Origin of the sequence: Pseudomonas sp. SWRI22, from assembly GCF_014268395.2 — a bacterium.
GTDB lineage: Bacteria > Pseudomonadota > Gammaproteobacteria > Pseudomonadales > Pseudomonadaceae > Aquipseudomonas > Aquipseudomonas paracarnis.
This window is the reverse complement of record NZ_JABWQK020000001.1, coordinates 3,227,720-3,253,278: the sequence shown is the minus strand read 5'-3', so window position 1 is coordinate 3,253,278 and position 25,559 is coordinate 3,227,720. Positions and strand designations below refer to the sequence as shown.

29 protein-coding genes are annotated in these 25,559 nt (G+C 60.5%); 13 read left to right on the top strand and 16 right to left on the bottom strand.

Annotated elements, in window-relative coordinates:
* Nucleotides 1-30: 30 nt before the first annotated feature.
* Nucleotides 31-495 (top strand): TIGR02444 family protein, encoded by a 465-nt coding sequence (locus tag HU730_RS14280; protein WP_034129036.1) that lies wholly within the window; start codon nucleotides 31-33, stop codon nucleotides 493-495.
* Here HU730_RS14280 and HU730_RS14275 read toward each other — a convergent pair.
* Complete coding sequence (locus HU730_RS14275; protein WP_217862459.1) at nucleotides 492-1,643, bottom strand: AlgP family protein; 1,152 nt, start codon at nucleotides 1,641-1,643, stop codon at nucleotides 492-494. The two genes, HU730_RS14280 and HU730_RS14275, sit on opposite strands and share 4 nt — an antisense overlap.
* 192 nt (nucleotides 1,644-1,835) lie before the next feature.
* Here HU730_RS14275 and HU730_RS14270 point away from each other — a divergent pair, with 192 nt between their 5' ends.
* Nucleotides 1,836-2,513 carry an FKBP-type peptidyl-prolyl cis-trans isomerase gene (locus HU730_RS14270; protein ID WP_057975311.1) on the top strand — a complete coding sequence of 226 codons (678 nt, stop codon included), beginning with the start codon at nucleotides 1,836-1,838 and terminating at the stop codon, nucleotides 2,511-2,513.
* 53 nt (nucleotides 2,514-2,566) lie between these two features.
* On the opposite strand, the gene HU730_RS14265 is transcribed toward HU730_RS14270, so the two are convergent.
* From HU730_RS14265 to HU730_RS14235, 7 genes are all read right to left on the bottom strand, one after another.
* Nucleotides 2,567-3,025 carry an Rsd/AlgQ family anti-sigma factor gene (locus tag HU730_RS14265; RefSeq protein ID WP_057975310.1) on the bottom strand — a complete coding sequence of 153 codons (459 nt, stop codon included), beginning with the start codon at nucleotides 3,023-3,025 and terminating at the stop codon, nucleotides 2,567-2,569.
* A 209-nt stretch (nucleotides 3,026-3,234) separates the two neighbouring features.
* Nucleotides 3,235-3,756, bottom strand: a complete 522-nt coding sequence (locus HU730_RS14260) for a disulfide bond formation protein B (protein ID WP_186527247.1) — start codon at nucleotides 3,754-3,756, stop codon at nucleotides 3,235-3,237.
* 236 nt (nucleotides 3,757-3,992) lie between these two features.
* Nucleotides 3,993-5,234 carry a heme biosynthesis protein HemY gene (locus HU730_RS14255; RefSeq protein WP_105228939.1) on the bottom strand — a complete coding sequence of 414 codons (1,242 nt, stop codon included), beginning with the start codon at nucleotides 5,232-5,234 and terminating at the stop codon, nucleotides 3,993-3,995.
* Between the two features lie 5 nt (nucleotides 5,235-5,239).
* The gene (locus HU730_RS14250; protein ID WP_034129042.1) at nucleotides 5,240-6,355 is read right to left on the bottom strand and encodes a uroporphyrinogen-III C-methyltransferase; all 1,116 of its coding nucleotides are present in this window, start codon (nucleotides 6,353-6,355) and stop codon (nucleotides 5,240-5,242) included.
* Between the two features lie 18 nt (nucleotides 6,356-6,373).
* Entirely contained in the window at nucleotides 6,374-7,132 is a 759-nt protein-coding gene (locus HU730_RS14245) for a uroporphyrinogen-III synthase (protein ID WP_060763908.1), read from the bottom strand.
* The gene (gene hemC / locus HU730_RS14240) at nucleotides 7,129-8,070 is read right to left on the bottom strand and encodes a hydroxymethylbilane synthase (protein ID WP_034129044.1); all 942 of its coding nucleotides are present in this window, start codon (nucleotides 8,068-8,070) and stop codon (nucleotides 7,129-7,131) included. The genes HU730_RS14245 and hemC overlap by 4 nt, the downstream gene beginning before the upstream one ends.
* Before the next feature lie 138 nt (nucleotides 8,071-8,208).
* Complete coding sequence (locus HU730_RS14235; RefSeq protein ID WP_089041516.1) at nucleotides 8,209-8,955, bottom strand: LytTR family DNA-binding domain-containing protein; 747 nt, start codon at nucleotides 8,953-8,955, stop codon at nucleotides 8,209-8,211.
* Between the two features lie 501 nt (nucleotides 8,956-9,456).
* Between HU730_RS14235 and argH the strand changes: the two genes are divergently transcribed.
* Nucleotides 9,457-10,851 carry an argininosuccinate lyase gene (gene argH / locus HU730_RS14230; protein ID WP_003195396.1) on the top strand — a complete coding sequence of 465 codons (1,395 nt, stop codon included), beginning with the start codon at nucleotides 9,457-9,459 and terminating at the stop codon, nucleotides 10,849-10,851.
* Nucleotides 10,852-10,957: 106 nt separating this feature from the next.
* Here the strand turns inward: argH and HU730_RS14225 are convergent, their stop codons facing one another.
* The gene (locus HU730_RS14225; RefSeq protein WP_034129047.1) at nucleotides 10,958-11,617 is read right to left on the bottom strand and encodes a glutathione S-transferase; all 660 of its coding nucleotides are present in this window, start codon (nucleotides 11,615-11,617) and stop codon (nucleotides 10,958-10,960) included.
* Nucleotides 11,618-11,742: 125 nt separating this feature from the next.
* Here HU730_RS14225 and HU730_RS14220 point away from each other — a divergent pair, with 125 nt between their 5' ends.
* The 3 genes from HU730_RS14220 to HU730_RS14210 all read left to right on the top strand — a co-directional run bounded on the left by HU730_RS14220 (nucleotide 11,743) and on the right by HU730_RS14210 (nucleotide 15,387).
* Nucleotides 11,743-12,027 (top strand): hypothetical protein, encoded by a 285-nt coding sequence (locus HU730_RS14220; protein ID WP_014720450.1) that lies wholly within the window; start codon nucleotides 11,743-11,745, stop codon nucleotides 12,025-12,027.
* A 95-nt stretch (nucleotides 12,028-12,122) separates the two neighbouring features.
* On the top strand, nucleotides 12,123-12,377 hold the full coding sequence (locus HU730_RS14215) for a TIGR02647 family protein (RefSeq protein WP_003195403.1): 255 nt from the start codon (nucleotides 12,123-12,125) through the stop codon (nucleotides 12,375-12,377).
* A gap of 169 nt (nucleotides 12,378-12,546) precedes the next feature.
* Nucleotides 12,547-15,387, top strand: coding sequence for a class I adenylate cyclase (locus HU730_RS14210; protein WP_186527248.1), 2,841 nt, complete (start codon nucleotides 12,547-12,549; stop codon nucleotides 15,385-15,387).
* Here HU730_RS14210 and rnk read toward each other — a convergent pair.
* From rnk to cyaY, 3 genes are all read right to left on the bottom strand, one after another.
* Nucleotides 15,384-15,797, bottom strand: a complete 414-nt coding sequence (rnk, locus tag HU730_RS14205) for a nucleoside diphosphate kinase regulator (protein WP_034129049.1) — start codon at nucleotides 15,795-15,797, stop codon at nucleotides 15,384-15,386. The two genes, HU730_RS14210 and rnk, sit on opposite strands and share 4 nt — an antisense overlap.
* Before the next feature lie 131 nt (nucleotides 15,798-15,928).
* A complete protein-coding gene (locus HU730_RS14200) occupies nucleotides 15,929-16,147 on the bottom strand; it encodes a DUF1289 domain-containing protein (RefSeq protein ID WP_034129079.1) in 219 nt (72 codons plus the stop codon).
* A gap of 2 nt (nucleotides 16,148-16,149) precedes the next feature.
* Nucleotides 16,150-16,482 carry an iron donor protein CyaY gene (cyaY, locus tag HU730_RS14195; protein WP_034129050.1) on the bottom strand — a complete coding sequence of 111 codons (333 nt, stop codon included), beginning with the start codon at nucleotides 16,480-16,482 and terminating at the stop codon, nucleotides 16,150-16,152.
* A gap of 238 nt (nucleotides 16,483-16,720) precedes the next feature.
* On the opposite strand from cyaY, the gene HU730_RS14190 reads away from it, so the two are divergent.
* From HU730_RS14190 to HU730_RS14165, 6 genes are read left to right on the top strand one after another with little or no spacing between them, the layout of a single operon-like run.
* The gene (locus HU730_RS14190; RefSeq protein WP_003195417.1) at nucleotides 16,721-16,888 is read left to right on the top strand and encodes a lipoprotein; all 168 of its coding nucleotides are present in this window, start codon (nucleotides 16,721-16,723) and stop codon (nucleotides 16,886-16,888) included.
* 14 nt (nucleotides 16,889-16,902) lie between these two features.
* Entirely contained in the window at nucleotides 16,903-18,150 is a 1,248-nt protein-coding gene (gene lysA / locus HU730_RS14185; RefSeq protein WP_186527249.1) for a diaminopimelate decarboxylase, read from the top strand.
* 3 nt (nucleotides 18,151-18,153) lie between these two features.
* Nucleotides 18,154-18,984, top strand: a complete 831-nt coding sequence (gene dapF / locus HU730_RS14180) for a diaminopimelate epimerase (RefSeq protein WP_060766884.1) — start codon at nucleotides 18,154-18,156, stop codon at nucleotides 18,982-18,984.
* A gap of 13 nt (nucleotides 18,985-18,997) precedes the next feature.
* Nucleotides 18,998-19,714, top strand: coding sequence for a DUF484 family protein (locus tag HU730_RS14175; protein ID WP_014720458.1), 717 nt, complete (start codon nucleotides 18,998-19,000; stop codon nucleotides 19,712-19,714).
* 2 nt (nucleotides 19,715-19,716) lie between these two features.
* Nucleotides 19,717-20,616: a tyrosine recombinase XerC gene (gene xerC, locus HU730_RS14170; protein WP_034129054.1), complete on the top strand. Its 900-nt coding sequence runs from the start codon at nucleotides 19,717-19,719 to the stop codon at nucleotides 20,614-20,616.
* The gene (locus HU730_RS14165; RefSeq protein ID WP_014720460.1) at nucleotides 20,613-21,308 is read left to right on the top strand and encodes an HAD-IA family hydrolase; all 696 of its coding nucleotides are present in this window, start codon (nucleotides 20,613-20,615) and stop codon (nucleotides 21,306-21,308) included. The genes xerC and HU730_RS14165 overlap by 4 nt, the downstream gene beginning before the upstream one ends.
* Before the next feature lie 188 nt (nucleotides 21,309-21,496).
* Here the strand turns inward: HU730_RS14165 and sutA are convergent, their stop codons facing one another.
* The 4 genes from sutA to glnK all read right to left on the bottom strand — a co-directional run bounded on the left by sutA (nucleotide 21,497) and on the right by glnK (nucleotide 24,277).
* A complete protein-coding gene (gene sutA / locus HU730_RS14160; protein WP_014720461.1) occupies nucleotides 21,497-21,829 on the bottom strand; it encodes a transcriptional regulator SutA in 333 nt (110 codons plus the stop codon).
* A gap of 102 nt (nucleotides 21,830-21,931) precedes the next feature.
* Nucleotides 21,932-22,357, bottom strand: coding sequence for a secondary thiamine-phosphate synthase enzyme YjbQ (locus HU730_RS14155; RefSeq protein ID WP_034129056.1), 426 nt, complete (start codon nucleotides 22,355-22,357; stop codon nucleotides 21,932-21,934).
* 209 nt (nucleotides 22,358-22,566) lie between these two features.
* Complete coding sequence (locus HU730_RS14150; RefSeq protein ID WP_020302863.1) at nucleotides 22,567-23,904, bottom strand: ammonium transporter; 1,338 nt, start codon at nucleotides 23,902-23,904, stop codon at nucleotides 22,567-22,569.
* 34 nt (nucleotides 23,905-23,938) lie between these two features.
* Nucleotides 23,939-24,277, bottom strand: coding sequence for a P-II family nitrogen regulator (glnK, locus tag HU730_RS14145; RefSeq protein ID WP_002555808.1), 339 nt, complete (start codon nucleotides 24,275-24,277; stop codon nucleotides 23,939-23,941).
* 423 nt (nucleotides 24,278-24,700) lie between these two features.
* Between glnK and HU730_RS14140 the strand changes: the two genes are divergently transcribed.
* On the top strand, nucleotides 24,701-24,964 hold the full coding sequence (locus HU730_RS14140; RefSeq protein WP_003195432.1) for an accessory factor UbiK family protein: 264 nt from the start codon (nucleotides 24,701-24,703) through the stop codon (nucleotides 24,962-24,964).
* The last annotated feature ends 595 nt before the right edge of the window (nucleotides 24,965-25,559 follow it).

The window sequence follows — 25,559 nt, the reverse complement described above, 5'->3', positions numbered from 1 at the left end:
GCTTCGTTGGCCGCTGGCTTGGGTGTGAATATGTGCGCTGACCTGTGGAGCTTTGCCCTTTCGACCTATGCCCGCCCGGGCGTGGAGGCCGCTTGCCTGCGCTTGCAGGAGCAAGGGGCAGACGTGTGCCTGTTGTTGTGTGGTGCGTGGCTGGAATGGCGAGGTGTGGCATATAAGCCCGAACGCGTTCAGGCACTGCAGCAGATTGCCCAGCCGTGGCGGGTGCAGGTTGTCGAACCCTTGCGACAAATGCGCGGGCAATGGCGAGCCTTGGCCCAGCAGGATGCGCAATTGGCATTGCTACGAGAGCAGGTCAAGACACTGGAACTGGAGGCCGAAAGAACGCTGCTGGCGCGCTTGGAAGCGCTGGCGCAGGCGTGGCCGATCAATGAGGTGCCGGGTCAGCAAGAATGGCTTGAAGGCCTGGCGACCGAAGCCGCCAACCTTGACCACGACGCGCTGCTGCAATTGCGCGCCATGGCCACCAACACTTAGGAAGCGCTGGTTGGGGTGGTGCTTGGCGCTACCGGTGCAGGGGTGCTGCTGGCCGATGCAGTTGGAGCGGTGGCTGCTGCCGGAGTAGCAGTGGGTGCTGCTGGAGTAGCTGGCTTTGCGGGCGCTGGCTTGGCAGCGGGCTTCGCGGCCGGTTTGGCGGCAGCAGGTTTAGCAGTTGGCTTAGCGGCTGGTTTGGCAGCAGCGGGTTTAGCAGCTGGCTTTGCAGCCGGTTTGGCAGCAGCAGGTTTAGCAGCTGGCTTCGCGGCCGGTTTAGCAGCAGCAGTTTTAGCAGCTGGCTTCGCGGCTGGTTTGGCAGCAGCAGTTTTAGCAGCTGGCTTCGCGGCTGGCTTGGCAGCAGCAGTTTTAGCGGCTGGCTTCGCGGCTGGTTTGGCAGCAGCAGTTTTAGCAGCTGGCTTAGCGGCTGGTTTGGCAGCAGCAGTTTTAGCGGCTGGCTTAGTGGCTGGTTTGGCAGCTGCGGTTTTAGCAACTGGCTTCGCGGCTGGTTTGGCAGCTGCGGTTTTAGCAGCTGGCTTAGCGGCTGGTTTGGCAGCAGCAGTTTTAGCGGCTGGCTTAGCGGCTGGTTTGGCAGCAGCAGTTTTAGCAGCTGGCTTAGCGGCTGGTTTGGCAGCAGCAGTTTTAGCAGCTGGCTTAGCGGCTGGTTTGGCAGCAGCAGTTTTAGCAGCTGGCTTGGCGGCTGGTTTGGCAGCAGCAGTTTTAGCAGCTGGCTTAGCGGCTACTTTTGCAGGCGTACGAGCACCCAGTGCCTTAGCTACGGCTTCCTTCACACGGCCAACGCCTTGGGCCAATTTCAGGCTTTCTTGAGCGTCTTTTTTGAGTTGGGAAATGTAGCTGCGGGTTTCGGCTTGGCGATCCTTGAGAGCATCCAGCAGCTCTTCAAGTTCTTTGACCGCGCCTTTCGCTTTGGCTTGCGCCTTGGACTTGCCGGCAGTGGCGGCGTCTTGCAGTTTGGTGCGGGACTTGTGCAGTTTTTCTTGCGCTTTACCGCGTTGCTTTTCCAGTTTGGCGAGCAGTTTTTCTGCATCAGCCAAGGCTTGGGAGCACGCGCTTTCCAGATGTTCGAGCAGGCTGCCCGAAAGTTGTTGGAGCAAGTGCAACGGGGTATTTACAGGCTTCTGTTTGGCCGACATGGTTTACCTCCTGGCTGACGTGGGTGCGGCTCATACTAGCCCTCTGCTCTTACCGCCGCTAGGGCATGTTGACAGTATCCTTTGCGTTGCGTTGCAGCGTGCGAAAATTCTTATCGATATAACGGAAAACCACGTCACTTTTTACGCAGCCGCACTGGCATAATCCGTCGCACTTTCGCCGGGAGAATGCCCATGTCGCGTTACCTTTTTCTAGTGTTCGGCTTGGCGATCTGCGTGGCCGATGCAAGCGAGCAACCCTCTTCAAACACCACCGCCGCAACCCCGCACGATCTTGCCTATAGCCTGGGCGCAAGCCTTGGCGAACGGTTGCGCCAGGAAGTCCCCGACCTGCAGATACAGGCCCTGCTCGACGGACTCAAGCAAGCCTACCAAGGCAAGCCACTGGCGCTGGATAACGCGCGCATCGAACAGATCCTCGCACAGCACGAAGCGCAGAGCGCCGCCGACGCCCAACGACCTCAAAGCGAAAAAGCACTCGCTGCCGAGCAGCAATTTCTCTCAAGGGAAATAGCCGCAGCCGGCGTTCGTCAGTTGGCCGATGGGATCCTGCTCACCGAGCTGGCACCCGGCACTGGCAACAAGCCGTTGGCCAGCGATGAAGTGCAGGTTAAATACGTGGGCCGACTGCCTGATGGAACTGTCTTCGACAAAAGTACGCAACCGCAATGGTTTCGCCTCAACAGCGTGATCAGCGGTTGGAGCAGTGCATTACAACAGATGCCGGTGGGTGCGAAATGGCGTCTGGTGATTCCTTCAGCCCAGGCCTATGGCGCAGACGGCGCAGGTGAGTTGATCCCCCCCTATACGCCGCTGGTGTTCGAGATCGAACTACTCGGCACTCGCCACTGACCCATAAAAAAACGGTGCGACATGCGCACCGTTTTCTTACCTCGCCACCAGCTTCAAGCCTGGGTGGCGGGTTCTTCCTTATGAGCGTTGTGCAGCACTTCGATCAAGCAATCTTCCAGCTCGAAACGCTCATGCAACAGCGCCCCCAACTCTTTGAATTTTTCCGCGACACATTTCCCGGCATCACACAGGTCGGTGAACGCCAGCAGCTTTTCAGTGATCACATCAATGCGCGGATAAAGCGTCTCAGCCAACTCCAGGCCACGCTGATCATCGAAGGCTTCGGCCTCCTTGGTCAGTTGCTCGTAGACGCCGAAATGGCCGGCAGACACGTAGTCCACCAACACCTCACAGAACTCCTGCAACGGCTTGCGATTCTCAGCCAACGCTTCGGGCTTGGCGCCGAGAGCATCAAAGGCCCGAACCAGTTCGTGACGTGCCTTCAACCAGCTGTCGATCAGCTTATGCACCCCACCCCAGCGTTCCTGAGCATTCTGACAACTTTCCAACATGATGATCTCTCTTCCCTATTGGGGCGCCGCAGCTCTGTACCTGCGCAACACTTCAAGGATGAAGCAGCAGACGGACAAGGCCGTGTCTGACAAGCGGTTTGGATAACGCGTGCGGGCCAGATTATGCCCGCATGACTATGGCTTCAAGGTACGCAGGAGAGAATGTTCATACAAGTGTTTAATCCGCTCCTACAACCTGAGTCTTGTTTTCAAGGCGTTGCGAGGCGCAAATGCCTGTCGAACAACAACCGTGACACCTGCATGAACCCCAGGATCAGCATCGCCACGAAGAACAACAGACTCCACTCAGGCAGGCTCAGGTCAAACAGCGTCCAGTTGATTTCGACACAATCGACCGTGCCATTGAACACCGAGCGCATTGCCTGCCAGACAGACAGGTTTTCAAGCATGTGCTGCACGCTGGGCCAGCAATCCCCGGCCTGACTTGCCGGCCTGTTCTGCAACAGCACTTGCCTGCCTGCGGTGATGGCGCCCAGCAACGCACAGGCCATGCTCGCCAGCCCGTAGAGGCAATGGCCGGAACGCCCAGGTCTGTGAAGCGCGGCAATCAGGTTGATCAAGGCAAAAGCCGCGAGGAACAGGCGCTGTACCTGGCATAGAAAACAAGGTCGTAGCAGCGCGCCGTATTGAAGGTAGAAAGACGCGCCCAACGTCAGCGCACCCGCCATGAACGCCAGGAAAAACAAAGAGCGTAAAGGGGCCAAAGACATTGTTTATCCGCACTGCAAGAGATAGGTCGCTACGGTAGAGGAAAGGCCCGACCCCTTTCAATACGCCCTAGAGCAGACATTTCCTCGAAAACATAAGGACATCCCGCCACGGGCCCGAGGAAATTCAGTTACAACAAGTAGGAATTAGTAACAAGGCCAGTTAAACCGAGTGTTTTCAAGCGTTGAAGGAGCGGGTGTCGGATCGGTCCGAGCCAATCCACTCACCCTTTCCTACTTCAAGCTCGCGCAGGCACCGGCAGCGGCGAAGACAGCAGGCGATTGTCGAGCAATCCCAAGCCTTCCTGAAACAGCTGGTTGCTGCGCTCGGTGTCGCCCAATTGGGCCAGCAGGCGAGCCAATTCGGCGCAGGCTTCGGGATTGCGCTGCACTTGCAGGCTGCTTTCCAGATAATCCCGCGCCTTGCCCCACAGACTGTTTTGCAGGCACAGACGGCCCAGCGTCAGCAACAGGCTGGCATCGCCTGGGTGGTCCTTGAGCCAGCCTTCGGCAAACTTCAATTGGCGCGCAGGATCACTGCCGCGCAACAGGCCGTACAACCGGATCAAGTGGCTGTCATAACCGCGCTTGAGAGCACCACGCAGCACTTCTTCGGCCTTGGCATCCGCGCCCAATCGACGCAGTTGGTCGGCATACGCCAACACCAGTTGTGGCTGTTGGCGCTGGGCAGCGGTCAGTTGCTCCCATGCGCGTTCCAAGGACTGCAACCCTGCTTCGCCTTGCTCTTCACGCTGGGCCGCCAGGCTCAGGTTCTCGCCCCAGGCGCGACGCTCCAGCTCGGCCAGCTCATTGGCGGGCAAGACTTTGTCCTTGCGCAGCTCAGGCAGCAGGCGAATCACAGACGACCAATCGCCACGCTGCTGATGCAGGCGTTGCAGTTGTCGCAGCACTTGCGCGTTATGCGGGTGACGCTCATGCATCGCCTGAAGAGTGACCAGCGCGCCTTCCGTATCACCTCGATCCATCTGCAATTGCGCGTGGCTCAAGGCAATGGCCAGTTCGGCCTGGGGCTGGCGCTCCAGAGCGCGCTCCAGCAAGCCGTCGGATTCCTCATAACGGCCCTGTTCATTAGCCGCACGGGCGGCACCGATGTAATACAGCAGCGGCTGACGCTCTGCTTCGGCGGCGCGGTGCAAGTGGCGCTCCGCACTGGCCCAACGACCTTCGGCGAGGTCCATCTGGCCTTGCTCGATAGCGATCTGAACACGGCGGCTGCGATTGCGCCGTGACCAGGGGTTGACCACGCCACCGGATGTGGTGACCAGGCTCCACAACACGCGGACCAGATAAATCGCCAGGCCGATGGCAAACACCGCCACCAATGTCGCCCACAGGCTTGATTCGTAATGCAGCAGGTGAGGATAGGTAATCAACACGTAGCCGGTGTGCTTCGAAATGCCTACACCCAGGGCCAGGGCGAGCGCAATTGCGAGCACCAGGATCACATAGAAACGCTTCATCAGCTCTACTCCTGGGTCGCCGGTTTGCCAGCCGCGGCCTTGGCTTCGTCGGCCGACAGATGACGACGCTCAAGGTACGCCTGCACAGCGGCCAGGCTCGCGGCCAGGTCAGGCGTGACCACGGACACGGCCTTGGGCTCAAGCTCGGCAATGCGCGCCAGCATCGCCTTGCTCTGCGGGTTGTCCTGGTTGAAGTTGTCCTGCAACACGCTGCGCGCTTCCCCCAACGAGCGGCTGTAGACGGCCGCCTCGCCGTTAAGCGCAGCCCATTGGGCTTGCTCCAGTGCCAGGCTCAAGGCCAGGCGCACTTGGTTCAGGCCTTGGCCTGCCAGCAAGGGACGGATGTTGTCATCCGGGTTGAAGTCGATGCGGAAATAACGGGAGATCTGCTCCCACCACTGGCTCAACTGGTTCTGCGTATCGCTGGTGGGGCGCCCCTGGGAAGCAGGCTCCGTGAGCTGATACTCCGGGGCAATCGCCGCCAGTTGCACCACCTGGTCACGCAAGGCAGCCAATTGCAGGTACAGGCCGGTACGGTCCGGTTGCTCGGTGCTGCGCAGCGCGGCCAGGCTCTTGGCCAATTGCTCCCGTGCAGCGAAAGCCCCTGGGTCGCTCTGTTCGCGAAGAATCTCGTCGGCACCCTGGACCAGCGACTGGGCGCTGTTAATGTCTTGCAAGGCGGACAAACGCAAGCTGGCCAGACGGATCAGATGCTCGGCCTCGGCCAGGCGCCAGTCCTTGCGGCTGGCACCCAACACGGTTTCCAGACGCTGGTTGAGGCGCTGCTGATCTCCCTGCAACTGCGTGACCAGGCGGCGACGCTCTTCCAGCTCATCCGCACCCGGCAACTGCGCCAGGCGGGCGGCCAGCTGTTGCTGGCCTTGCTTGAGGCTCTGGGACTGGTCATCCAGGGTCTGCACCTGGCCCAGTTGGTGCTGGCTGCTGGCTTGCAGGGCACGGACCTGCCAGATCCCCCAGCCGCCGGCGGCTACGCCCGCAGCGCCCAACAGCAAGGCGACGACGGCCAGGCCATTGCCACGGCGTGGCGCGCTGACCGGTGTCTCGACCGGCGCATCAAGCGCGGGCTGAGCTTCATCTTTAGGCAAGGCTGTTTCGCTCACGTATCCGTCCTTTGCGTATCAGAGAGTGGGAACGGGATAGCTCCCTAACGCCACTAACAAAGCCGCGGCACTCGCGCCGCGACAATCCACAACTTTTTCTGCACCCGCCGCCCGCGCCATTTCATATACACGCGGGCTGGGCACGAACAACGGCAGCTGTGCCACCTCTGGCCAATCGGGGCCGGCTAACGCGTGCAGATGTAAAAAACCCTGCCCACTGCTGACCACCAGGCCGTTCAAGCGTTCCAACTGGATGCGTTGCATCAACGCGCCCTTTTCATACACCGGAAGAAAACGCCGATACAATTCCAGGTAATCGACACTAGCACCTTGCTCGCGTAAACGCTCTGCCAGCAACTCACGCCCGCCCTCGCCGCGCAGGATCAACACCCGGCCGCCCGGCAGTGCAATAGCCTCGCGCAAGGCGGGCAGTTCAAGCAAGGCCTCGCTATCGTCGCCAGTGGCGGGATAATGAACCTTGAGGCCATGATCGGCCAGTATCTGTGCCGTCGCCGCGCCGACACTGAACCAGGGCATTGGCGGGACACTGTCCCCCAACCGCTGCAACGCCAGGCGTGCAGCCGGCTTGCTCACCACGATGACGGCGCAATAGCGCGGCAGCGCGCCGAATACCGCGCGTTGCTCAGCAGTCACCGGCAAGGCTTCTGTCTCCAGCAAAGGCAGGCAGCTGCTGTGAATGCCGCTCTTGGCCAATAACGCCGCCACGGCCGTCGACTCCTCGGCAGGCCGCGTCAGCAGCACTCGCCATTTGGTCACTGCGGGCCGGCCTCGCCATAGACTTTTTGCAAAATGGCACCCGCGCCTTTTTCCAGCAGCTCCTCGGCAACCTGAATCCCCAGTGCCGTGGCATCACGCTGCGGCCCACGCACCTCGGCGGTCAGCAGGTTACCGCCGTCCGGATCACCGACCAGGCCACGTAGCCACAGGTTCTCACCTTCGAGTACGGCATAGCAGGCGATGGGCACTTGGCAGCCACCGTTGAGGTGTTTGTTCAAGGCACGCTCGGCGGTAACACGCACTTCGGTGTCCGCGTGATCGAGAGGCTTGAGCAGTGCGTGAATTTCGCTGTCGGCGGTGCGACATTCGATGCCGACTGCACCCTGCCCGCCAGCTGGCAGGCTGTCTTCGACGCTGATGGCCGAGGTGATGCGGTCTTCAAAGCCCAGGCGGATCAGGCCGGCAGCGGCGAGGATGATCGCGTCGTATTCCCCGGCGTCCAGCTTGGCCAGGCGCGTGTTGACGTTGCCACGCAAAAAGCGGATCTGCAGGTCGGGACGCCGCGTCAGCAACTGGGCCTGGCGACGCAGGCTGGAGGTGCCGACGATACTGCCTGGCGGCAATTCGTCCAGAGACGCGAAGGTGTTAGAAACGAAGGCGTCGCGCGGGTCTTCGCGCTCGCAGATACAAAAAAGGCCCAGGCCTTCAGGGAAGTCCATGGGCACGTCTTTCATCGAATGCACGGCGATGTCGGCTTCGTTGTCCAGCAGCGCAGTTTCCAATTCCTTGACGAACAGGCCCTTGCCGCCGATTTTGGACAGTGGCGAGTCCAGCAGCTTATCGCCGCGACTGACCATGGGCACCAGGGAGACCTTGAGGCCGGGATGGGCCTGCTCAAGGCGTGCTTTGACGTATTCGGCCTGCCACAAGGCCAAGGCGCTTTTACGGGTGGCGATGCGGATTTCGCGAGAGGACATGGATCAATCCGTACTGAATAGATACGGCGGATAATAACAGCTCAGGCAAATACGCTTTGATTTGAATCAGCAAGTGCGGGGCCTCCCTGGCCACGCCGCACCGGGATAAGGAATGCAGACCGCGCCGCAGCCCTTGGGCTAAAGCTGCTGCATCATTTTGCGCACGCCAGCGACATGGCGTCGGCTGACGATCAACGCATCGCCATTGAGCCCCTTCAGGAATAACTGAAAGTGCCCCAGGGGCGTGCGCTGCAGGCGCTCGATACGTTCACGGGCGACCAGCGCGTTGCGATGAATGCGCACGAAACGCTCGCCAAACTCGTCTTCAAGCGCCTTGAGCGGCTCATCGAGCAACACTTCACCGGTCTCGTGGCGCAAGGTCACGTATTTGTGATCGGCAATAAAGTAGACCACCTGGGCGAGTGGGATCAGTTCGATGCCCTTGCGGGTACGCGCGCTGATATGGCTGCGCGGCCCGTTACCACTTTGCGCAGCCGGTTGCGTCAAGGCAGCCAGTTGGGCGCGGCTGGGACGCTCGGCTTTTTTCAAAGCTTTGAGCAAGGCTTCAGCAGTGGCCGGCTTGACGAGAAAACTGACACCGCTGTCTTCCAGCGCCTGTGCAGAAAACTCATCCTGCGCCGCACACAACACCACGGCAGGCGGCGATTCGCGTTCGCTCAGGCGGGCGGCGACCTGCAGGCCATCAAAGCCCGGCATCCGGATATCGAGCAGCACTACATCGGGCTTGTGGCTGTCGATCAGCGTCAACGCCTCCTCGCCACTGGTGGCACTCGGTTCAAGGACTGAATAACCCTCAAGTTCACTGACCAGACGGCTCAGTCGCTCGCGGGCTTGGGGTTCGTCATCAACGATCAGGACATTCATATTGCGCTGGATTCCTGCGTGAGTCTCGCACAAGGATAGCGTAGACAGGTGCGGTGACTGACGTCACAGCGATCCACGCTAAGACTAGCGCGAGCGGCAAAAAGTGCCCTGAGAATGGCACCCAAATTTACCCGGACCTGTTCAATAGCGCCCAAGACCCGCTGCATTCGGGCATCGTCGTAGGGTTCACTGATAAACAATCCGAATACCCCCCTGTTTAATGGATAGTCTGGTTATGACCGCATCACCCGACTTTGGTGCATTCACACACTATCAGTCCAACTGTAGACGCTCACTGAGGCGACATTGCTCAATCGTCAAATATCGTTTCAATAAGTACCTGTCACCAGTCTCGTCCCGGATGCGGTCAGCGGCAAGGCACTTAGCCATCTCTTACACAAATAAAATTGCCGACCACCCGCAGCACCGCCTCCACGGGCAACCCTGTTATGATCGCCTGCACACCTTCATGCCTCTTTTAAGCAGATCACGAGCGAATCCATGAGCACCGACAAGACCAACCAGTCCTGGGGCGGCCGCTTCAGTGAACCCGTCGACGCCTTCGTCGCGCGCTTCACCGCCTCCGTCACCTTCGATCAACGCCTGTACCGCCACGACATCATGGGCTCCATCGCCCACGCTACGATGCTGGCCAAGGTCGGCGTGCTGACCGACGCCGAGCGTGACAGCATTATCGACGGCCTGACCACCATCCGCGGTGAGATCGAGGCAGGGACGTTCGACTGGCGCGTAGACCTCGAAGACGTGCACATGAACATCGAGGCACGCCTCACTGATCGCATCGGCGTGACCGGCAAAAAACTGCACACCGGCCGTAGCCGTAACGACCAGGTCGCCACCGATATCCGCCTATGGCTGCGCGATGAGATCGACCTGATCCTGGGCGAAATCACCCGCCTGCAAAAAGGCTTGCTGGAGCAGGCCGAGCGTGAATCGGACACCATCATGCCCGGCTTCACCCACCTGCAGACCGCACAACCCGTGACCTTCGGCCACCACCTGCTGGCCTGGTTCGAAATGCTCAGCCGCGACTACGAACGCCTGGTCGATTGCCGCAAGCGCGCCAACCGCATGCCGCTGGGCAGCGCTGCACTGGCCGGCACCACCTACCCGATCGACCGTGAGTACACCGCACAACTGCTGGGCTTTGACGCCGTGGGCGGCAATTCTTTGGACGGCGTGTCGGACCGTGACTTCGCCATTGAATTCTGCGCCGCAGCCAGCATCGCGATGATGCACCTGTCGCGCTTCTCCGAAGAGCTGGTGCTATGGACCAGCGCGCAATTCCAGTTCATCGACCTGCCGGACCGCTTCTGCACCGGCAGCTCGATCATGCCGCAAAAGAAAAACCCCGACGTGCCAGAGCTGGTGCGTGGCAAGAGCGGCCGTGTGTTTGGCGCGCTGATGGGCCTGCTGACCCTGATGAAAGGTCAACCACTGGCCTACAACAAGGACAACCAGGAAGACAAGGAACCGCTCTTCGACGCCGCCGACACCCTGCGCGACTCGCTGCGCGCCTTTGCCGACATGATCCCGGCGATCAAGCCCAAGCACGCGATCATGCGTGAAGCAGCACTGCGCGGGTTCTCCACCGCGACCGACCTGGCGGATTACCTGGTGCGCCGTGGCCTGCCGTTCCGTGACTGCCACGAAATCGTTGGCCACGCCGTGAAGTACGGTGTGGACACCGGCAAGGACCTTGCGGAAATGAGCCTGGAAGAACTGCGCCAGTTCAGCGACCAGATCGAGCAGGATGTGTTTGCCGTGCTGACCCTGGAAGGCTCGGTGAATGCCCGTAACCATGTGGGCGGCACTGCGCCGGCACAGGTCAAGGCGGCGGTCGTGCGCGGCAAAGAATTGCTCGCCAGCCGCTAAAACTGTGGCGAGGGAGCTTGCTCTCGCTGGGCTGCGCAGCGGCCCAAAAATCTTGGGAGCGCTTCGCACTCCAGCGGGAGCAAGCTCCCTCGCCACAAAAGCGACTCTATTTCTTTGCCGCAATCATCGCCATGAACGCCGGCATCGCCGCCTGCCTGTCCGCCTCTACCTTCTGCGCATTGGGCATCTCATTCAGGCGCGCCAACAATGCCTTCGCCTTCGGCAATTGCTCCAGCAGGTCCAGCCCAAACAGCTTTTCGCCCACACCGCAGGCCAGGCTGAGGCTGTACATGAAATACAGGTCCGCGAGGGTGAAGCTCTCACCTGCCACATAAGGCGCAAACTTACCGTGCCGGCCTAACGTACCCATCCCAAGCAGCAGCTCGGCCCTGGATTTTTCCTTGATCGCCTCCGGCACCGTCATGCCGAAAAAAGCCTCGGCGTAACACGCCCGCGCAGGCAGTTCGATGTACAGCTCGATCTCACGGCACAACGCCAACACCTGAGCCCGCGCAAACGGGTCGGCGGGCAACAGTGCCGGGCCTTCCTGGCTCTGCTCGAGGTATTCGAGGATGACGCTGGTTTCGTTGATGAACCCCTGCTTCACACCCAGCACCGGCACTTTGCCGCGGGGGCTGACCGCCAAAGCTTCGGGGGTTTGCCCGGCGTAAAAAGGCACTTCTTCGAAGGGCAGTCCTTTCTCCAACAGCGCCAGCTTGACCATGTTGTAGTAGTTGCTGACCGAAAATCCGTAAAGCTTGAGCATCGCAAAGCCTCCAGGCCGGGTGTGGGGTTGGCTGCAAGAGTTATAGATCCTTGAGGGCACCCTGACCAGCAGCATCACCCACCTGAATGGGGGTAGACTGACGCCCTTTCCTTGAGGAGCCTGCCATGAGCGAGCCGACCGATATCGACAACGACGAAGAAGAATTCACCGAGACCACGCTGATCGAAGCCATCGAGAACCAGATCGAGAGCGATAACCCGCCAGCGGCCAAGGCTACGTTCAACAAACTGACCCTGGTGGGTTACGAGCGCGAAGATATCCTGAATCTGATGGCTCACGTGCTGGCGTTCGAGATCGATGCCATGCTCGAAGATGACCGCGCCTTCAATACCGAGTGGTATGAAACGGCACTGCGGGCACTGCCCGAGCTGCCGCCGGAAAAGGAATAACCCCGGCACGCAGCAACACGCTGGACAGTTCGGCAAAGTGCGTTCACCTTATGGCCTGCTAGCCTCTAATAAATTTTAGAAAGTCTGGAGTCCTTATGTCGTATACCCCTGAGTTGGTTGCCGAACTGGAAATCCTTGTACTCTTCCCCTTGGACAGCACCAAGGAAGGCTTGAAAGTCCATCAGACTGCCGCCCCCACTGCCATCGCCGCTGCCAAGCGCCTCCATGCCAAAGGGCTGATCGACCAACCGGACGGGGGCTACCTGACGAGTCTTGGCCGGGACGCTGCCGAGCAAGCCCAAACCCTGCTGACCATCCTCACCACTGCCAGCACCAAAGAAGCCGCCTGATACCTGATACTGCCCATGGAGTCCGCCGCCTGCGGATTCCGCGGGCACTGCTGCGCGGCATACAGAATTCTGACGCCAAAAAGCCATTTCCCTCTAAAACTCCTACGCTACTGTCTGTAAACTCCTGCATGGCCGCCCGCGTCGGGCCCTGCGAGCCAACGAGTTCGACATGACCCGCACCCATGAAATCCGCCCCGATCTGGACGAAGGCATCGACCGCAAGGTGCTGACCCAACTGCGCGCGCGTTTCATGACCCTCAATCAAGGCCGCATGGCCCGGGCCGTCGAGGGGCTGACGCCACGTCAGCAAAGCGTGCTGGCCTTGTTGCCGCTGTTTTTCCACGTCAATCACCCGCTCTTGCCGGGCTATGTCTCTAGCAGCACGCCGGCCGGGCTGTCGAATTTCGAACCGGACGCCCAGGCCCTGGCCGATGCCCAACGCCTGACCCGTTCGTTCTCCTATAAACCGCGCCACGGCAACCCGCCTACGCCGATCCACGGCTTGTTCCTGATGGGCAGCCTTGGCACGCTGGCGCAGGCCGATCAAAGCGATATGGACGTGTGGGTATGCCACGCTCCCGACTTGAGCGAAACCGAGCTGGCCGAGCTGCGCAAAAAGTGCCAACTGCTGGAAACCTGGGCCTTGGGCATGGGCGCCGAAGCGCATTTCTTCCTGATCGACCCGACGCGCTTTGTGTTGGGTGATCGCGATACGCAACTGAGTTCCGACGACTGCGGCACCACCCAGCACTACCTGTTGTTGGATGAGTTCTATCGCACCGCGATCTGGCTGGCCGGGCGCACGCCCATCTGGTGGCTGGTGCCGGTCTACGAAGAAAGCCGCTACGCCGAATTTACTCACACCCTGGTGTCCAAGCGTTTTATCCGCACCGATGAAACCCTCGACCTCGGCCATCTGGCTCATATTCCTCCAGGGGAGTTTATCGGGGCCGGGCTGTGGCAACTGTTCAAGGGCATCGAGTCGCCCTACAAGTCGGTGCTCAAGCTGCTGCTGACCGAGGTCTACGCCAGCGAACACCCGAACGTGCGCTGCCTGAGCCTGCGCTTCAAACAGGCGGTGTTCAGCCATCAGGTAGACCTGGATGAGCTGGACCCGTACATCATGGTCTACCGCCGTATCGAGGAGTACCTCAAGGCCCGCAACGAGCTGGAGCGCCTGGAATTGGTGCGGCGCAGCCTGTACCTGAAGGTCAACCGCAAGCTCAGCGCCGGCCAGCGCACCGCCGGTTGGCAACGGCAACTGCTGGAACGCCTGACGCATGAGTGGAGCTGGGACACGCGCCAACTGGCCCTGCTGGACAGCCGCAGCCAATGGAAAGTGCGCCAGGTCGCCTCCGAGCGCCGTGCCCTGGTCAATGAGTTGAACTACAGCTACCGCTTCCTCACGCAGTTCACCCGCAGCGAACAGACCGCCAGCGCGGTCAATAAGCGCGAACTCAATGTACTGGGCCGCCGCTTGTACGCGGCGTTCGAGCGCAAGGCCGGCAAGGTCGAGTTCATCAACCCCGGCATCGCCCCTGACCTGGCCGAAGATACCTTGACTCTGGTGCAGTCGCCCAACCGCAAGGAGCCGGGCCAATACCATTGGGGCCTGTATAACGGCAACCTTACCGCTCTCGAATGGGAACACTTTGCACCGATCAAACGCAGCCGCGACCTGCTGGAAATGCTCACCTGGTGCCATCGCAACGGCGTGATCGACAGCAGCACCCGCCTGGCGCTGCACCCCGGCACCAGTGACATGACCGAGTTCGAGCTGTTCAACCTGCTGGGCAGCCTGCAACAGACCATCACCCTGCCCCTGGCCAGTGTCGACGAGGTCCGCTTGCTGCGCCCGGCAGTGCCAGAAGAGGTGCTGCTGCTGATCAACGTCGGGGTTGACCCGCTCAAGCATCATCGCGACCTGAATATTCTGATGACCACGGAGCGCACCGACTCCCTGAGCTATGCCGGCGTGCGCGACAACCTGGTGCTGACTCTGGACCAAGTCACGCTCAACAGTTGGAACGAAGTAATGGTCAGCCGCTATGACGGCCCGCACGCCCTGCTCGACTGCCTGCGCGACTATCTCAACCAATTGCCATCGAACCATCTGCCACGCCTGCGAGTGCGTTGTTTTTGTCACAACCGGGCACAGTTCATTGCCCAGCGGGTGGAAGAGGTATTCGACACCGCGCAGCATCTGCTGCTCGGCCAAGGCAATCATCGCTACCTGCTCCAGGTGCAGCAGCATTATCACGTCATGGAACTGGTACCGGGCCAAGCCACCCATGTATCACTGCCGACTCAGGACGCGCTGATCGCTTACCTTAGCGAGGAGCTGGCCAGCTACAGCCCGTGGCACCTGGACGCCATGGCCTTGGAAGACCACGACCTGGCGCTGCTGCTGCCCATGGGCCAAGCCGAGTGTGTGCAGGTGTTCTACCGGGTCAATGAAGGCTTCGCCGACGTCTATGTGCTCGACGAATTCAACGCGCTCTGGCAACAGCGCTTGCCGTTTCATGATGAGCAAAGCCTCTTGGCCCCACTGCAACGCTTTTTGCAATCGATCCTGTACCGCCGGGAAGCGCTATTGTCCCTGGACACCCAGCAACCTGCGGGCGAAGTACAGATCCTGTACTACCAACTGTTGCCATCGGGCAACGGCCGGGCGCGGGGCGTGGAGCCACGACCGGCCCCGCAAGACCCGGCCAACAAGGCGTTTTATGACGTGCAGGCCATCATCGGTAAAGGCGCGCCCGGCCAGGTAGGGATCACGCTGTACTGTAATCAGCGGGAGTTTTCCGAACTGGAATTTGGCGACCAGCTGTTTGCAGTGGTCGCCCGGGAGATCGTCGGGCAACGTCGGGAAACCGAGCGTTACCGCGGCTATATCACTGACCTGGATCTGTCGGGGCTGCTCGGTGATGTGCAAAGCCCAAGCAATCTGTACCTGCGCTATAAAGCCGAACTGGAACAGTCACTCAATGCGGCCTTGGATCAGGTTTAGAGCGGGAAGGCGCCGCCATCTTTGGGCTGGCCTTCGACGCTGAGCAATTCCAGCTTGAGGGTCTTGCCGCCAGGCGCCGGCCAGTCGATGTGCTGGCCCACTTGCAGGCCAAGCAATGCGCTGCCCACGGGCGCCATGATCGAAATCTTGCCTTCGTCGGCGTTCGCGTGCTTGGGGTAGACCAGCGTCAGGTGATAGTCCTTGCCGCTGCTTTGTTCACGGCAATGCACGCTGGAATTCATGGTCACGACACCCGCAGGCACTTCATCGTGACCAACCACGTCTTCGGCGCGGTCGAGTTCGGCTTGCAACGCTTCGACGCCGGGAAACTCGTCGCCCAAGCGGTCGATCAGTTGCTCCAGACGCTGCACGTCAAGACGGGTAAGAATGATGGACGGTGCGGTGGTCATGATTCAGGCAGACTCCTTTTTTCTGCACAAAAAAGCAAAACCCCGCCAGGAAAAGGCGGGGTTCTCACGGACCTCGATGAATGGAGGTGTATCCGGACACTACCACAGCGACACAAATAAACAAGACGCCGTCAGGTGCTCGCCTTGCGCTGCTCGGCCTCGGCGCAGATCACCCGGCGCCGCGCATCGTCGGCAGAGCGCCATTCCCGGATGTCTTCTACATGGCGAAAGCAGCCAAGGCAGACTTTCCGCTCGTCCAGGCGACACAAACTGATACAAGGTGACGGCACCGCCGGGCTGACATTGCTGAACAGCGGCTTGGGCGGGCGTACGGCTACAGGCTCACTCACCATCAGATCTCGTCGAAATCCAGCTCGACGCCGGTGTATTCCTGAACCAGGCGCATGAGCATCTCACCCAGCAACTCTTCACTCTTGTCGCACTGCCATTTGCCGCTTTCTTCATCGTAGTCGAAGTGAACGCCACCGGAGCGCGCCGCCAGCCACAACTGACGCAGCGGCTCCTGGCGACTGAAGATCAATTGCTGGCCGCTCTCGAACTTGACCGTCAGCACACCGGCCGAGCTTTCCAGGTCCACGTCCAGGCCGCTGTCGTCGAAAATATCTTCCAGCTTCTCTTGGGTGGCATCCACCAGGTCGTGAAAACGGGCTTCGGTCAAACTCATTGTGGCAACCTCAAAAGTGTCTGGTTTTGCTCAAGCGCCGCACGATACGGGCGAGCTTCGCCGATTGCAAAGGATACTGATTTCATCACGGATGACGGTACGAAATATCCCCAGGCATCGTAGCCTGCTTCCCTACTGTCTCGGCAAACCCCCGCCGGACGGGTGGTGCGGCGCATAGGCAAGCTGGCGGGTGGTCGGTATACTCGGGCGCAATTAATGCATATTCAAGGATTTCGCCATGAAGCGCCTGATCTCTTCCCTTGCTGCGCTCGTCGCGGTCGCTTGCCTCGTTAGTGCCTGTGGCCAGAAAGGCCCGCTGTACCTGCCGGATGACAGCAAAGATCCAAACGAACAGGCGCAATCGTCGCAAAAGCCGTCAAAAGCCCATAAGCACGACACCTACTAAGTTAAGGGAAACTTATGGACGCTTTTAACTACCGGGACGGCGAGCTGTTCGCGGAAGGCGTGGCCTTGTCCGCGATTGCCCAGCGCTTCGGCACCCCGACCTATGTGTACTCGCGTGCGCATATCGAAGCTCAATACCGCTCGTTCACCGACGCCCTCGACGGCGTGCCGCACCTGGTGTGCTACGCAGTCAAGGCCAACTCCAACCTGGGTGTACTCAATGTCCTGGCGCGTCTTGGCGCTGGTTTTGACATCGTGTCCCGTGGCGAGCTGGAACGCGTACTGGCCGCCGGCGGCCAGGCGGACAAAATTGTCTTCTCTGGCGTCGGCAAGAGCCGCGAAGACATGCGCCGCGCCCTGGAAGTCGGCGTGCATTGCTTCAACGTCGAATCCACCGACGAGCTGGAGCGCCTGCAAATGGTCGCCGCCGAGATGGGCGTGCGTGCGCCGATCTCCCTGCGCGTCAATCCGGATGTCGACGCCGGCACCCACCCGTACATCTCCACCGGTCTCAAAGAGAACAAGTTCGGCATTGCCATCGCCGACGCCGAGGACGTGTACATCCGCGCCGCCCAACTGCCGAACCTGGAAGTGCTGGGTGTCGACTGCCATATCGGCTCGCAACTGACCACCCTGCCACCGTTCCTGGATGCCCTCGACCGCCTGCTGGCCTTGATCGACCGCCTAGGCGAGTGCGGCATCTACCTGCACCACATCGACCTCGGTGGTGGCGTGGGTGTGCGCTATCGCGATGAAGAGCCGCCGCTGATTGCCGACTATATCCAGGCCGTGCGCGAACGCATCGAAGGCCGCGACCTGACGCTGATGTTCGAGCCGGGCCGCTACATCGTCGCCAACGCTGGCGTGTTGCTGACCCAGGTCGAGTACCTCAAGCACACCGAACACAAGGATTTCGCCATCGTCGATGCGGCGATGAACGACCTGATCCGCCCGGCGCTGTACCAGGCCTGGATGGATGTCACCGCCGTGACGCCGCGCACAAGCGAAGCCCGCGCCTATGACATCGTCGGGCCCATCTGCGAGACCGGCGACTTCCTGGCCAAGGATCGTGAGTTGGCGCTTGAGGAAGGTGATCTGCTGGCCGTGCATTCGGCCGGTGCCTACGGGTTTGTCATGAGTTCCAACTACAACACCCGCGGGCGTACCGCCGAGGTGCTGGTGGACGGTGATCAAGCATTTGAAGTGCGTCGCCGCGAGACGGTAGCCGAGTTGTATGCTGGCGAAAGCCTGCTGCCGGAGTAAGCCATGCTGCTGCGTTTTACCAAGATGCACGGGCTGGGTAATGATTTCATGGTCCTCGACCTGGTCAGCCAGCACGCGCACATCCTGCCCAAGCACGCCAAACAGTGGGGTGATCGCCACACCGGGATCGGTTTCGACCAGTTGCTGCTGGTCGAGGCACCGAGCAACCCGGAGGTGGATTTCCGTTACCGGATCTTCAACTCCGACGGTTCCGAAGTGGAACAGTGCGGCAACGGCGCGCGCTGCTTTGCGCGCTTTGTGCTCGACAAACGCCTGACTGCCAAACGCCAGATTCGCGTCGAAACCAAGGGCGGCGTGATCGAACTGGACATCCGCAATGATGGCCAGATCAGCGTCAACATGGGCGCCCCACGCCTGGTGCCGGCGGATATTCCGTTCCAGGCCACCGAGCAGGCCCTCAGTTACCCGCTGGATGTGGATGGCAAAACCGTGGAGGTCGCCGCCGTGTCCATGGGTAACCCCCATGCGGTGCTGCGGGTCACCGACATCAATAACGCCCCCGTGCATGAACTGGGGCCGAAGATCGAACATCACCCGCGCTTTCCGGCACGGGTCAATGTGGGCTTCCTGCAGGTGATCGACCGTAACCGTGCGCAATTGCGCGTATGGGAACGCGGCGCCGGCGAAACCCAGGCTTGCGGCACCGGTGCTTGCGCCGCTGCCGTGGCCGCGATCAGCCAGGGGTGGATGGATTCGCCACTGTTGATCGACCTGCCCGGCGGACGTTTGTCCATCGAATGGGCAGGCCCTGGCCACCCGGTGATGATGACCGGGCCAGCCACGCGTGTATACGAAGGACAGGTCCGTCTATGAGTGAGCCAAGCTAATGACCGATAAGCCTCAAGTACCCGCACACGCTACCCCGAGTGAAAGCCTGGAGGCCGCTGCTGTCGCGGCGTACCTTGAGGCTAACCCGGACTTCTTCGTCGAGCACGAAGAACTGCTGCCGGCCCTGCGCATCCCCCACCAGCGCGGCGATACCGTGTCGCTGGTGGAGCGGCAAATGAAGATCCTGCGCGAGCGCAACATTGAAATGCGCCACCGACTCTCTCATCTGATGGACGTGGCCCGCGACAACGACCGCTTGTTCGACAAGACCCGCCGCCTGATTCTGACCCTGATGGATGCCACCAGCCTGGAAGAAACGGTGATCGCCGTGGAAGACAGCCTGCGTGAGGATTTCCAGGTGCCCTTCGTCAGCCTGATCCTGTTCAGCGACAACCCGATGCCGGTGGGGCGCTGGGTCACAGGTGGCGAAGCGCAGACGGCCATCGGTGGCCTGCTGTCCGAAGGCAAGACCGTCAGCGGCACCTTGCGCGAGCATGAGCTGGACTTCCTGTTTGGCGCCGAACAGCGCAAGCAGATCGGCTCTACGGCCGTTATCGCCCTCAGCCATCAAGGCTTGCACGGGGTACTGGCCATCGCCAGCCGCGACCCGGCGCACTACAAAAGCTCGGTGGGCACGTTGTTCCTGACCTATATCGCCGAAGTGCTGGGCCGCGTCCTGCCACGCCACACCACCACCCTGCGCGCGGTGCGCTGATCATGGAGCGGCAACTGGACGCTTACTGCGCTCACCTGCGCAATGAGCGCCAGGTGTCGTCCCACACGCTGGAAGCTTATCGGCGGGACTTGAACAAGGTCCTGGCCTATTGCGAAAAACAGCACGTCAGCAGTTGGAAGGCCCTGGATATCCAGGCCCTGCGCAGCCTGGTCGCCCGGTTGCACCAACAGGGCCAATCCTCCCGCAGCCTGTCTCGCCTGCTATCGGCGGTGCGCGGCCTCTATCACTACCTCAATCGCGAAGGCCTGTGCGACCACGACCCGGCCAATGGCCTGTCACCGCCCAAAGGCGAACGGCGCCTGCCCAAGACCCTGGACACAGACCGCGCCCTGCAATTGCTCGACGGTGCCGTCGAGGATGACTTCCTGGCCCATCGCGACCAGGCAATCCTGGAGCTGTTCTACTCCTCGGGCCTGCGCCTGTCGGAGCTGACGGGCCTGAACCTCGATCAGTTAGACCTCGCCGATGGCCTGGTGCAAGTGCTCGGCAAAGGCAGCAAGACGCGCGTACTGCCCGTGGGCAGGAAAGCCCGCGAAGCCTTGCAGCTATGGCTGCCGCTACGCCTTCTGACCAACCCTGCAGACGATGCCGTGTTTGTCAGCCAGCAAGGCCGGCGCCTGGGGCCGCGCGCGATTCAACTGCGGGTCAAGGCTGCCGGCGAGCGCGAGCTGGGGCAGAATCTGCACCCGCACATGTTGCGTCATTCCTTTGCCAGCCACCTGCTCGAATCCTCCCAGGACCTACGCGCCGTGCAGGAGCTGCTCGGGCACTCGGATATCAAGACCACGCAAATCTACACCCACCTCGACTTCCAGCACCTGGCAACGGTGTACGACAGCGCCCATCCACGGGCCAAACGCATCAAGGGCGGCGACTCATGAGTATCAAGCTGATTACCTTCGACCTGGACGATACCCTCTGGGACAACGTACCCGTCATCATCAGCGCCGAAGCGTCGATGCGCGAATGGCTGGCGACCCACGCGTCCAAGGTCGGCGACCTGCCCCTTGAGCATTTTGCCAGCCTGCGCCAGCAGGTGCTGCAGCGTCATCCCGAACTCAAACACCGTATCAGCCTGCTGCGTCATCGCGTGTTGATGCATGCGTTCGAGGAGGCCGGTTATCCCCAGCCTGAGGCCACAGAGATGGCGGATGTCTGCTTCGAAGCGTTCATCCACGCACGCCACCAACTCACCGTGTTTCCGGAAGCCGAGCCGATGCTCAAGGCGCTGCGCCAGCACTTCCTGCTCGGCGTGATCACCAATGGCAATGCCGATGTGCAGCGTGTGGGCCTGGCGGACTACTTTCACTTTGCCCTGCGCGCTGAAGATATCGGCATCGCCAAGCCGGATGCACGGCTGTTTCATGAAGCACTGCAACGTGGCGGTGTGGATGCCAGCGCGGCAGTGCATGTGGGCGATCATCCTGGGGATGACATCGCCGGCGCGCAGCAGGCGGGACTGCGGGCAGTGTGGTTCAACCCCACGGGCAAGGCCTGGGAGGGTGACAAGCGCCCGGATGCGCAGATTCGCAGCCTGACGGAGTTACCGCCACTGCTGAGTCGCTGGAGCTAACACTGACCCCAATGTGGGAGCTGGCTTGCCTGCGATAGCGGTGGATCAGTCAACACAGGGCTCGCAGATAGACCGCTATCGCAGGCAAGCCAGCTCCCACAGGGTATTGCAGCAAACCGGTAAATTGCTCCAGGCATGAAAAAGCCCGCAGCGACGGCGGGCTTTTTCTTACAAGCAGGAGGCAGACCTCAGATAGGTCGGCTGCCGTACTTGTTATCCGGCTTCTTCGGTGGATCAGCCACCACGTTGGCCTCGACTTCCTGCACTTTGCCGCCTTTAGCGAGGAACTCTTCCATCGCACGCGCCAGGGCATCGCGCTCTTTGTTCTTGGCTTCAACGCTCGGCAACTCGTCTACCGACACAGCCGCCTTGGCTTTGCCTTTGGCTTTGGGAGCCGCGTCATCGCCAACACTGTCATCGACGTCCTCAGCAACGTCTTCGGCCGCAACTTCAAGACCGTCTTCGGTGTCGTCTTCATCACCTACTTCGAGGTCGTCTTGTTCCAGATCATCGTCGCTCATGTTCTACCTCATGACTTGCGAAAAGCAGATTAGTTATAGCCCAGCTTCACCCTCTGTCGAGGTTGCCGGAAAAAAATCAACATCCACTGGATCACCAGTGGCTTATGCCCCTTCACCATGCAAGGTGGCGAGGACTTTACGAGCACCGCCATGATCACGGTGCTCGCCCAGATAAACACCTTGCCAGGTCCCTATCGCCAAGCGGCCGGCCTTGACCGGCAAACTCAGCTGGCAGCCCAGCAGACTGGCCTTGAAGTGCGCCGGCAGATCATCCGGACCTTCGTCGTTATGTTCAAACCCTGCGCGACCTTGTGGCACCAGCAGGTTGAAAAAACGCTCGAAGTCACGGCGAACCGCCGGGTCGGCATTCTCGTTGACGGTCAACGAGGCCGAGGTGTGCTGCAGCCACAGATGCAACAGGCCCACACGGCACGCCCTCAATTCAGGCAAGCCGGCAAGCAACTCGTCCGTTACCAAGTGAAAGCCCCGGGGCTTGGCCCGCAGGGTAATCAGGGTCTGTTGCCACATACAGTTCTCCGCCCATCGGCGCGCATTCTAGCGCGCTCTGGGAAAAAACAAAGTGCCTAATACGCCTTCATGCCTGTAAGACATTTGCACCCTTAAAAGTGCAGTGTGGATCCCATCACACAGTCGATGAAAAACCCATGCACCTTTAGCCACAGACAAACGCCGGGCAAAAAAATGCCCGGCAAGCCGGGCATGTTTTTTTCGCGTAGTTACAAGTTGTAGCCGCGCTCGTTGTGTTGCGCCAGGTCGAGGCCGACCGCCTCTTCTTCTTCGGTGACACGCAGGCCCATAACCATGTCGAGCACCTTGAGGATGACGTAGGTCACAATCGCCGTGTAGATCACGGTGAAGCCCACGCCTTTGCACTGGATCCAGACCTGGGCCGCGATGTCGGTCACGGTGCCGAAGCCGCCCAGAGCAGGAGCTGCGAACACACCGGTGAGGATCGCACCGACGATACCGCCGATACCGTGCACGCCGAAGGCGTCCAGGGAGTCGTCATAACCCAGCTTGCGCTTGAGGCTGGTCGCGCAGAAGAAGCACACCACACCGGCGACCAGACCAATCACCAGGGCGCCCATCGGGCCCACGGTGCCAGCCGCTGGCGTCACGGCGACCAGGCCGGCGACCACGCCCGAGGCGATACCCAGTGCGCTTGGCTTGCCGTGGGTGATCCACTCGGCAAACATCCAGCCCAGGGCCGCAGCTGCGGTAGCGATTTGAGTTACCAGCATCGCCATGCCCGCGGTGCCGTTGGCCGCCGCAGCGGAACCGGCGTTGAAGCCAAACCAGCCGATCCACAGCATGGCCGCGCCCACCAGGGTATAGCCCAGGTTATGCGGGGCCATCGGGGTGGTGGGGAAGCCTTTGCGCTTGCCGAGCACGATGCACGCCACCAGGCCAGCCACACCCGCGTTGATGTGCACAACGGTGCCGCCAGCGAAGTCCAGCACGCCCCAGTCCCACATCAGGCCGCCATTGCCGCTCCAGACCATGTGCGCAATCGGCGCATAGACCAGGGTGAACCAGATAGCCATGAAGATCAGCATCGCGGAGAACTTCATACGCTCAGCGAAAGCACCGACGATCAGCGCCGGAGTAATGATGGCAAAGGTCATCTGGAAGGTGATGAACACGGCTTCCGGAAACAGCGCCGCCGGCCCGGTGATGCTGGCCGGGGTGACACCCGCCAGGAACGCCTTGCCCATGCCGCCGAAGAAGGAATTGAAGTTGACCACACCTTGTTCCATACCGGTGGTATCGAACGCGATGCTGTAGCCGTAGACGACCCACAGGATGCTGATCAGGCCAGTGATGGCGAAACACTGCATCATCACCGACAGAATATTCTTGGAGCGGACCATGCCGCCGTAGAACAGCGCCAGGCCAGGGATGGTCATGAACAGCACCAGCGCGGTGGCGGTGAGCATCCAGGCGGTGTCGCCGGAATTGAGGACTGGAGCAGCCACTTCATCTGCCGCCATGGCCAGGCTTGGCATTACGATGGACAGCAGGGCTCCGAGCCCTGCGAATTTACGCAGAGTCATATTGTTTTCTCCTGGGGCGTTGGGGTTTGGCGGCTTAGATTGCGTCGGTATCGGTTTCGCCGGTACGGATGCGAATAGCCTGTTCCAGATTGACCACGAAGATCTTGCCGTCACCGATCTTGCCGGTGTTGGCCGCCTTGGTTATCGCCTCGATAACCCGATCAAGATCCTTGTCGTCAATGGCGACATCGATCTTCACCTTCGGCAGGAAATCGACCACGTATTCCGCGCCGCGATACAGCTCGGTATGACCCTTCTGCCGACCGAAGCCCTTGACCTCAGTAACGGTAATGCCCTGCACGCCGATCTCGGACAGTGACTCGCGTACATCGTCCAACTTGAACGGCTTGATGATGGCAGTGACTAGCTTCATGAAAACTCTCTCCCGAATTTGGTGGACTTGCCCCAGGAAAACAAACCCGTCTCAAGTCTAAGCGCAGTGCCTGGCTTTGTAACGCATCGTCGCCTCGGCATTTGCCGTCGCGACGCCAGCGAACCACTGGTGACGAGCCCTGTACCCCGGATCCGTCGGCGCACTGCATTCGTCACAGCGACTGCATCAGTGCATGGGTCATGATCGTCTAAGCAGAAACCTTGCCAGCTCCGTAAAAACCACCGAAATCAATCCTTTGCCCGCTTATGCCCACCTACGGGGCACCTGCGCGGCCGCAATGCGCATCAAAACAGTGCGCAGCCGCCCGCCCCAATGCGCGAAAACCGTGCGCAGCGGGGCGTGAAAATGACTATAGACGCTGCGTGGTACACTGCCGGCCAACTGTTTTCCGGAATATGTCCAATGCTCGCGCCCAAAGACTTCCTCGACGCCCTGAGCGGCCACGCCTCTCGCCTGTTCAGCGGCGACACCCCGCTGCCCCGCAATGAAATCGAAAGCCAGTTCAAGGCTTTGCTACAGAGTGGTTTCAGCAAGCTCGACCTGGTCAGCCGGGAAGAGTTTGACAGCCAGATGGTGGTGCTGGCCCGCACACGTGCGCGGCTGGAGAGCCTGGAGGCGAAGGTGGCTGAACTTGAAGCACGGTTGACGCCACCCTCTGCTGAATAAACACGGTGAGTGTGGGAGCTGGCTTGCCTGCGATGGCCATAGGTATCTACACAGCTGTGGCGACGCTGGACTTGTGGCGAGGGAGCTTGCTCCCTTGACGACCGGATAGCCGACGCTGTTCTAACTGACGCACCGCGATCCAAATGTGGGAGCTGGCTTGCCTGCGATAGCGCCCTGACAGTCAACACAGCTGGATTGTGTACATATCCATTGCTGCGGTAACGGCCACTTAGGGTTCCGCCCTGACGGCGGCTCACTTTTGAAAAGCCGGAATGCCGGCCCAGACAAAAGTAAGCAAAACGCTCTTGCCCGACCACTCGGCACCTCGCTTAGGCTCGGTGTGCCCGTAATTCGCCAGCGTGGTTTAACGGGGCGCCTAAGATCAAAAGCAGATCAAGAGCGACTCGCTTCGCATCGTGGTTACCTTGCTGCGACAACCTACAAAGTTGTGTAGATATCTAAGCTGCGATGGCGGTGCATCAGCGGATGATTCTTTGCTGACACACAGCCATCGCAGGCAAGCCCGCTCCCACATTTGTTTTGCATTGCCGCCCGGATACGTTCTGTAAAACCTCCCCGCCCCGCTCCATCCCAC

Coding starts and splice junctions, on each gene's coding strand:
- HU730_RS14225 (WP_034129047.1), bottom strand. CDS start 11,617: ATGCTCAAGCTTTACGGATTTTCGGTCAGCAACTACTACAACATGGTC.
- HU730_RS14140 (WP_003195432.1), top strand. CDS start 24,701: ATGCTCGCGCCCAAAGACTTCCTCGACGCCCTGAGCGGCCACGCCTCT.
- HU730_RS14175 (WP_014720458.1), top strand. CDS start 18,998: ATGACCGATAAGCCTCAAGTACCCGCACACGCTACCCCGAGTGAAAGC.
- HU730_RS14155 (WP_034129056.1), bottom strand. CDS start 22,357: ATGTGGCAACAGACCCTGATTACCCTGCGGGCCAAGCCCCGGGGCTTT.
- HU730_RS14215 (WP_003195403.1), top strand. CDS start 12,123: ATGTCGTATACCCCTGAGTTGGTTGCCGAACTGGAAATCCTTGTACTC.
- HU730_RS14150 (WP_020302863.1), bottom strand. CDS start 23,904: ATGACTCTGCGTAAATTCGCAGGGCTCGGAGCCCTGCTGTCCATCGTA.
- HU730_RS14235 (WP_089041516.1), bottom strand. CDS start 8,955: ATGAATGTCCTGATCGTTGATGACGAACCCCAAGCCCGCGAGCGACTG.
- lysA (WP_186527249.1), top strand. CDS start 16,903: ATGGACGCTTTTAACTACCGGGACGGCGAGCTGTTCGCGGAAGGCGTG.
- hemC (WP_034129044.1), bottom strand. CDS start 8,070: ATGTCCTCTCGCGAAATCCGCATCGCCACCCGTAAAAGCGCCTTGGCC.
- HU730_RS14265 (WP_057975310.1), bottom strand. CDS start 3,025: ATGTTGGAAAGTTGTCAGAATGCTCAGGAACGCTGGGGTGGGGTGCAT.
- HU730_RS14165 (WP_014720460.1), top strand. CDS start 20,613: ATGAGTATCAAGCTGATTACCTTCGACCTGGACGATACCCTCTGGGAC.
- HU730_RS14255 (WP_105228939.1), bottom strand. CDS start 5,234: ATGAAGCGTTTCTATGTGATCCTGGTGCTCGCAATTGCGCTCGCCCTG.
- argH (WP_003195396.1), top strand. CDS start 9,457: ATGAGCACCGACAAGACCAACCAGTCCTGGGGCGGCCGCTTCAGTGAA.
- cyaY (WP_034129050.1), bottom strand. CDS start 16,482: ATGAGTTTGACCGAAGCCCGTTTTCACGACCTGGTGGATGCCACCCAA.
- glnK (WP_002555808.1), bottom strand. CDS start 24,277: ATGAAGCTAGTCACTGCCATCATCAAGCCGTTCAAGTTGGACGATGTA.
- rnk (WP_034129049.1), bottom strand. CDS start 15,797: ATGACCACCGCACCGTCCATCATTCTTACCCGTCTTGACGTGCAGCGT.
- HU730_RS14220 (WP_014720450.1), top strand. CDS start 11,743: ATGAGCGAGCCGACCGATATCGACAACGACGAAGAAGAATTCACCGAG.
- HU730_RS14270 (WP_057975311.1), top strand. CDS start 1,836: ATGTCGCGTTACCTTTTTCTAGTGTTCGGCTTGGCGATCTGCGTGGCC.
- HU730_RS14190 (WP_003195417.1), top strand. CDS start 16,721: ATGAAGCGCCTGATCTCTTCCCTTGCTGCGCTCGTCGCGGTCGCTTGC.
- HU730_RS14280 (WP_034129036.1), top strand. CDS start 31: ATGTGCGCTGACCTGTGGAGCTTTGCCCTTTCGACCTATGCCCGCCCG.
- HU730_RS14260 (WP_186527247.1), bottom strand. CDS start 3,756: ATGTCTTTGGCCCCTTTACGCTCTTTGTTTTTCCTGGCGTTCATGGCG.
- HU730_RS14275 (WP_217862459.1), bottom strand. CDS start 1,643: ATGTCGGCCAAACAGAAGCCTGTAAATACCCCGTTGCACTTGCTCCAA.
- xerC (WP_034129054.1), top strand. CDS start 19,717: ATGGAGCGGCAACTGGACGCTTACTGCGCTCACCTGCGCAATGAGCGC.
- HU730_RS14210 (WP_186527248.1), top strand. CDS start 12,547: ATGACCCGCACCCATGAAATCCGCCCCGATCTGGACGAAGGCATCGAC.
- dapF (WP_060766884.1), top strand. CDS start 18,154: ATGCTGCTGCGTTTTACCAAGATGCACGGGCTGGGTAATGATTTCATG.
- sutA (WP_014720461.1), bottom strand. CDS start 21,829: ATGAGCGACGATGATCTGGAACAAGACGACCTCGAAGTAGGTGATGAA.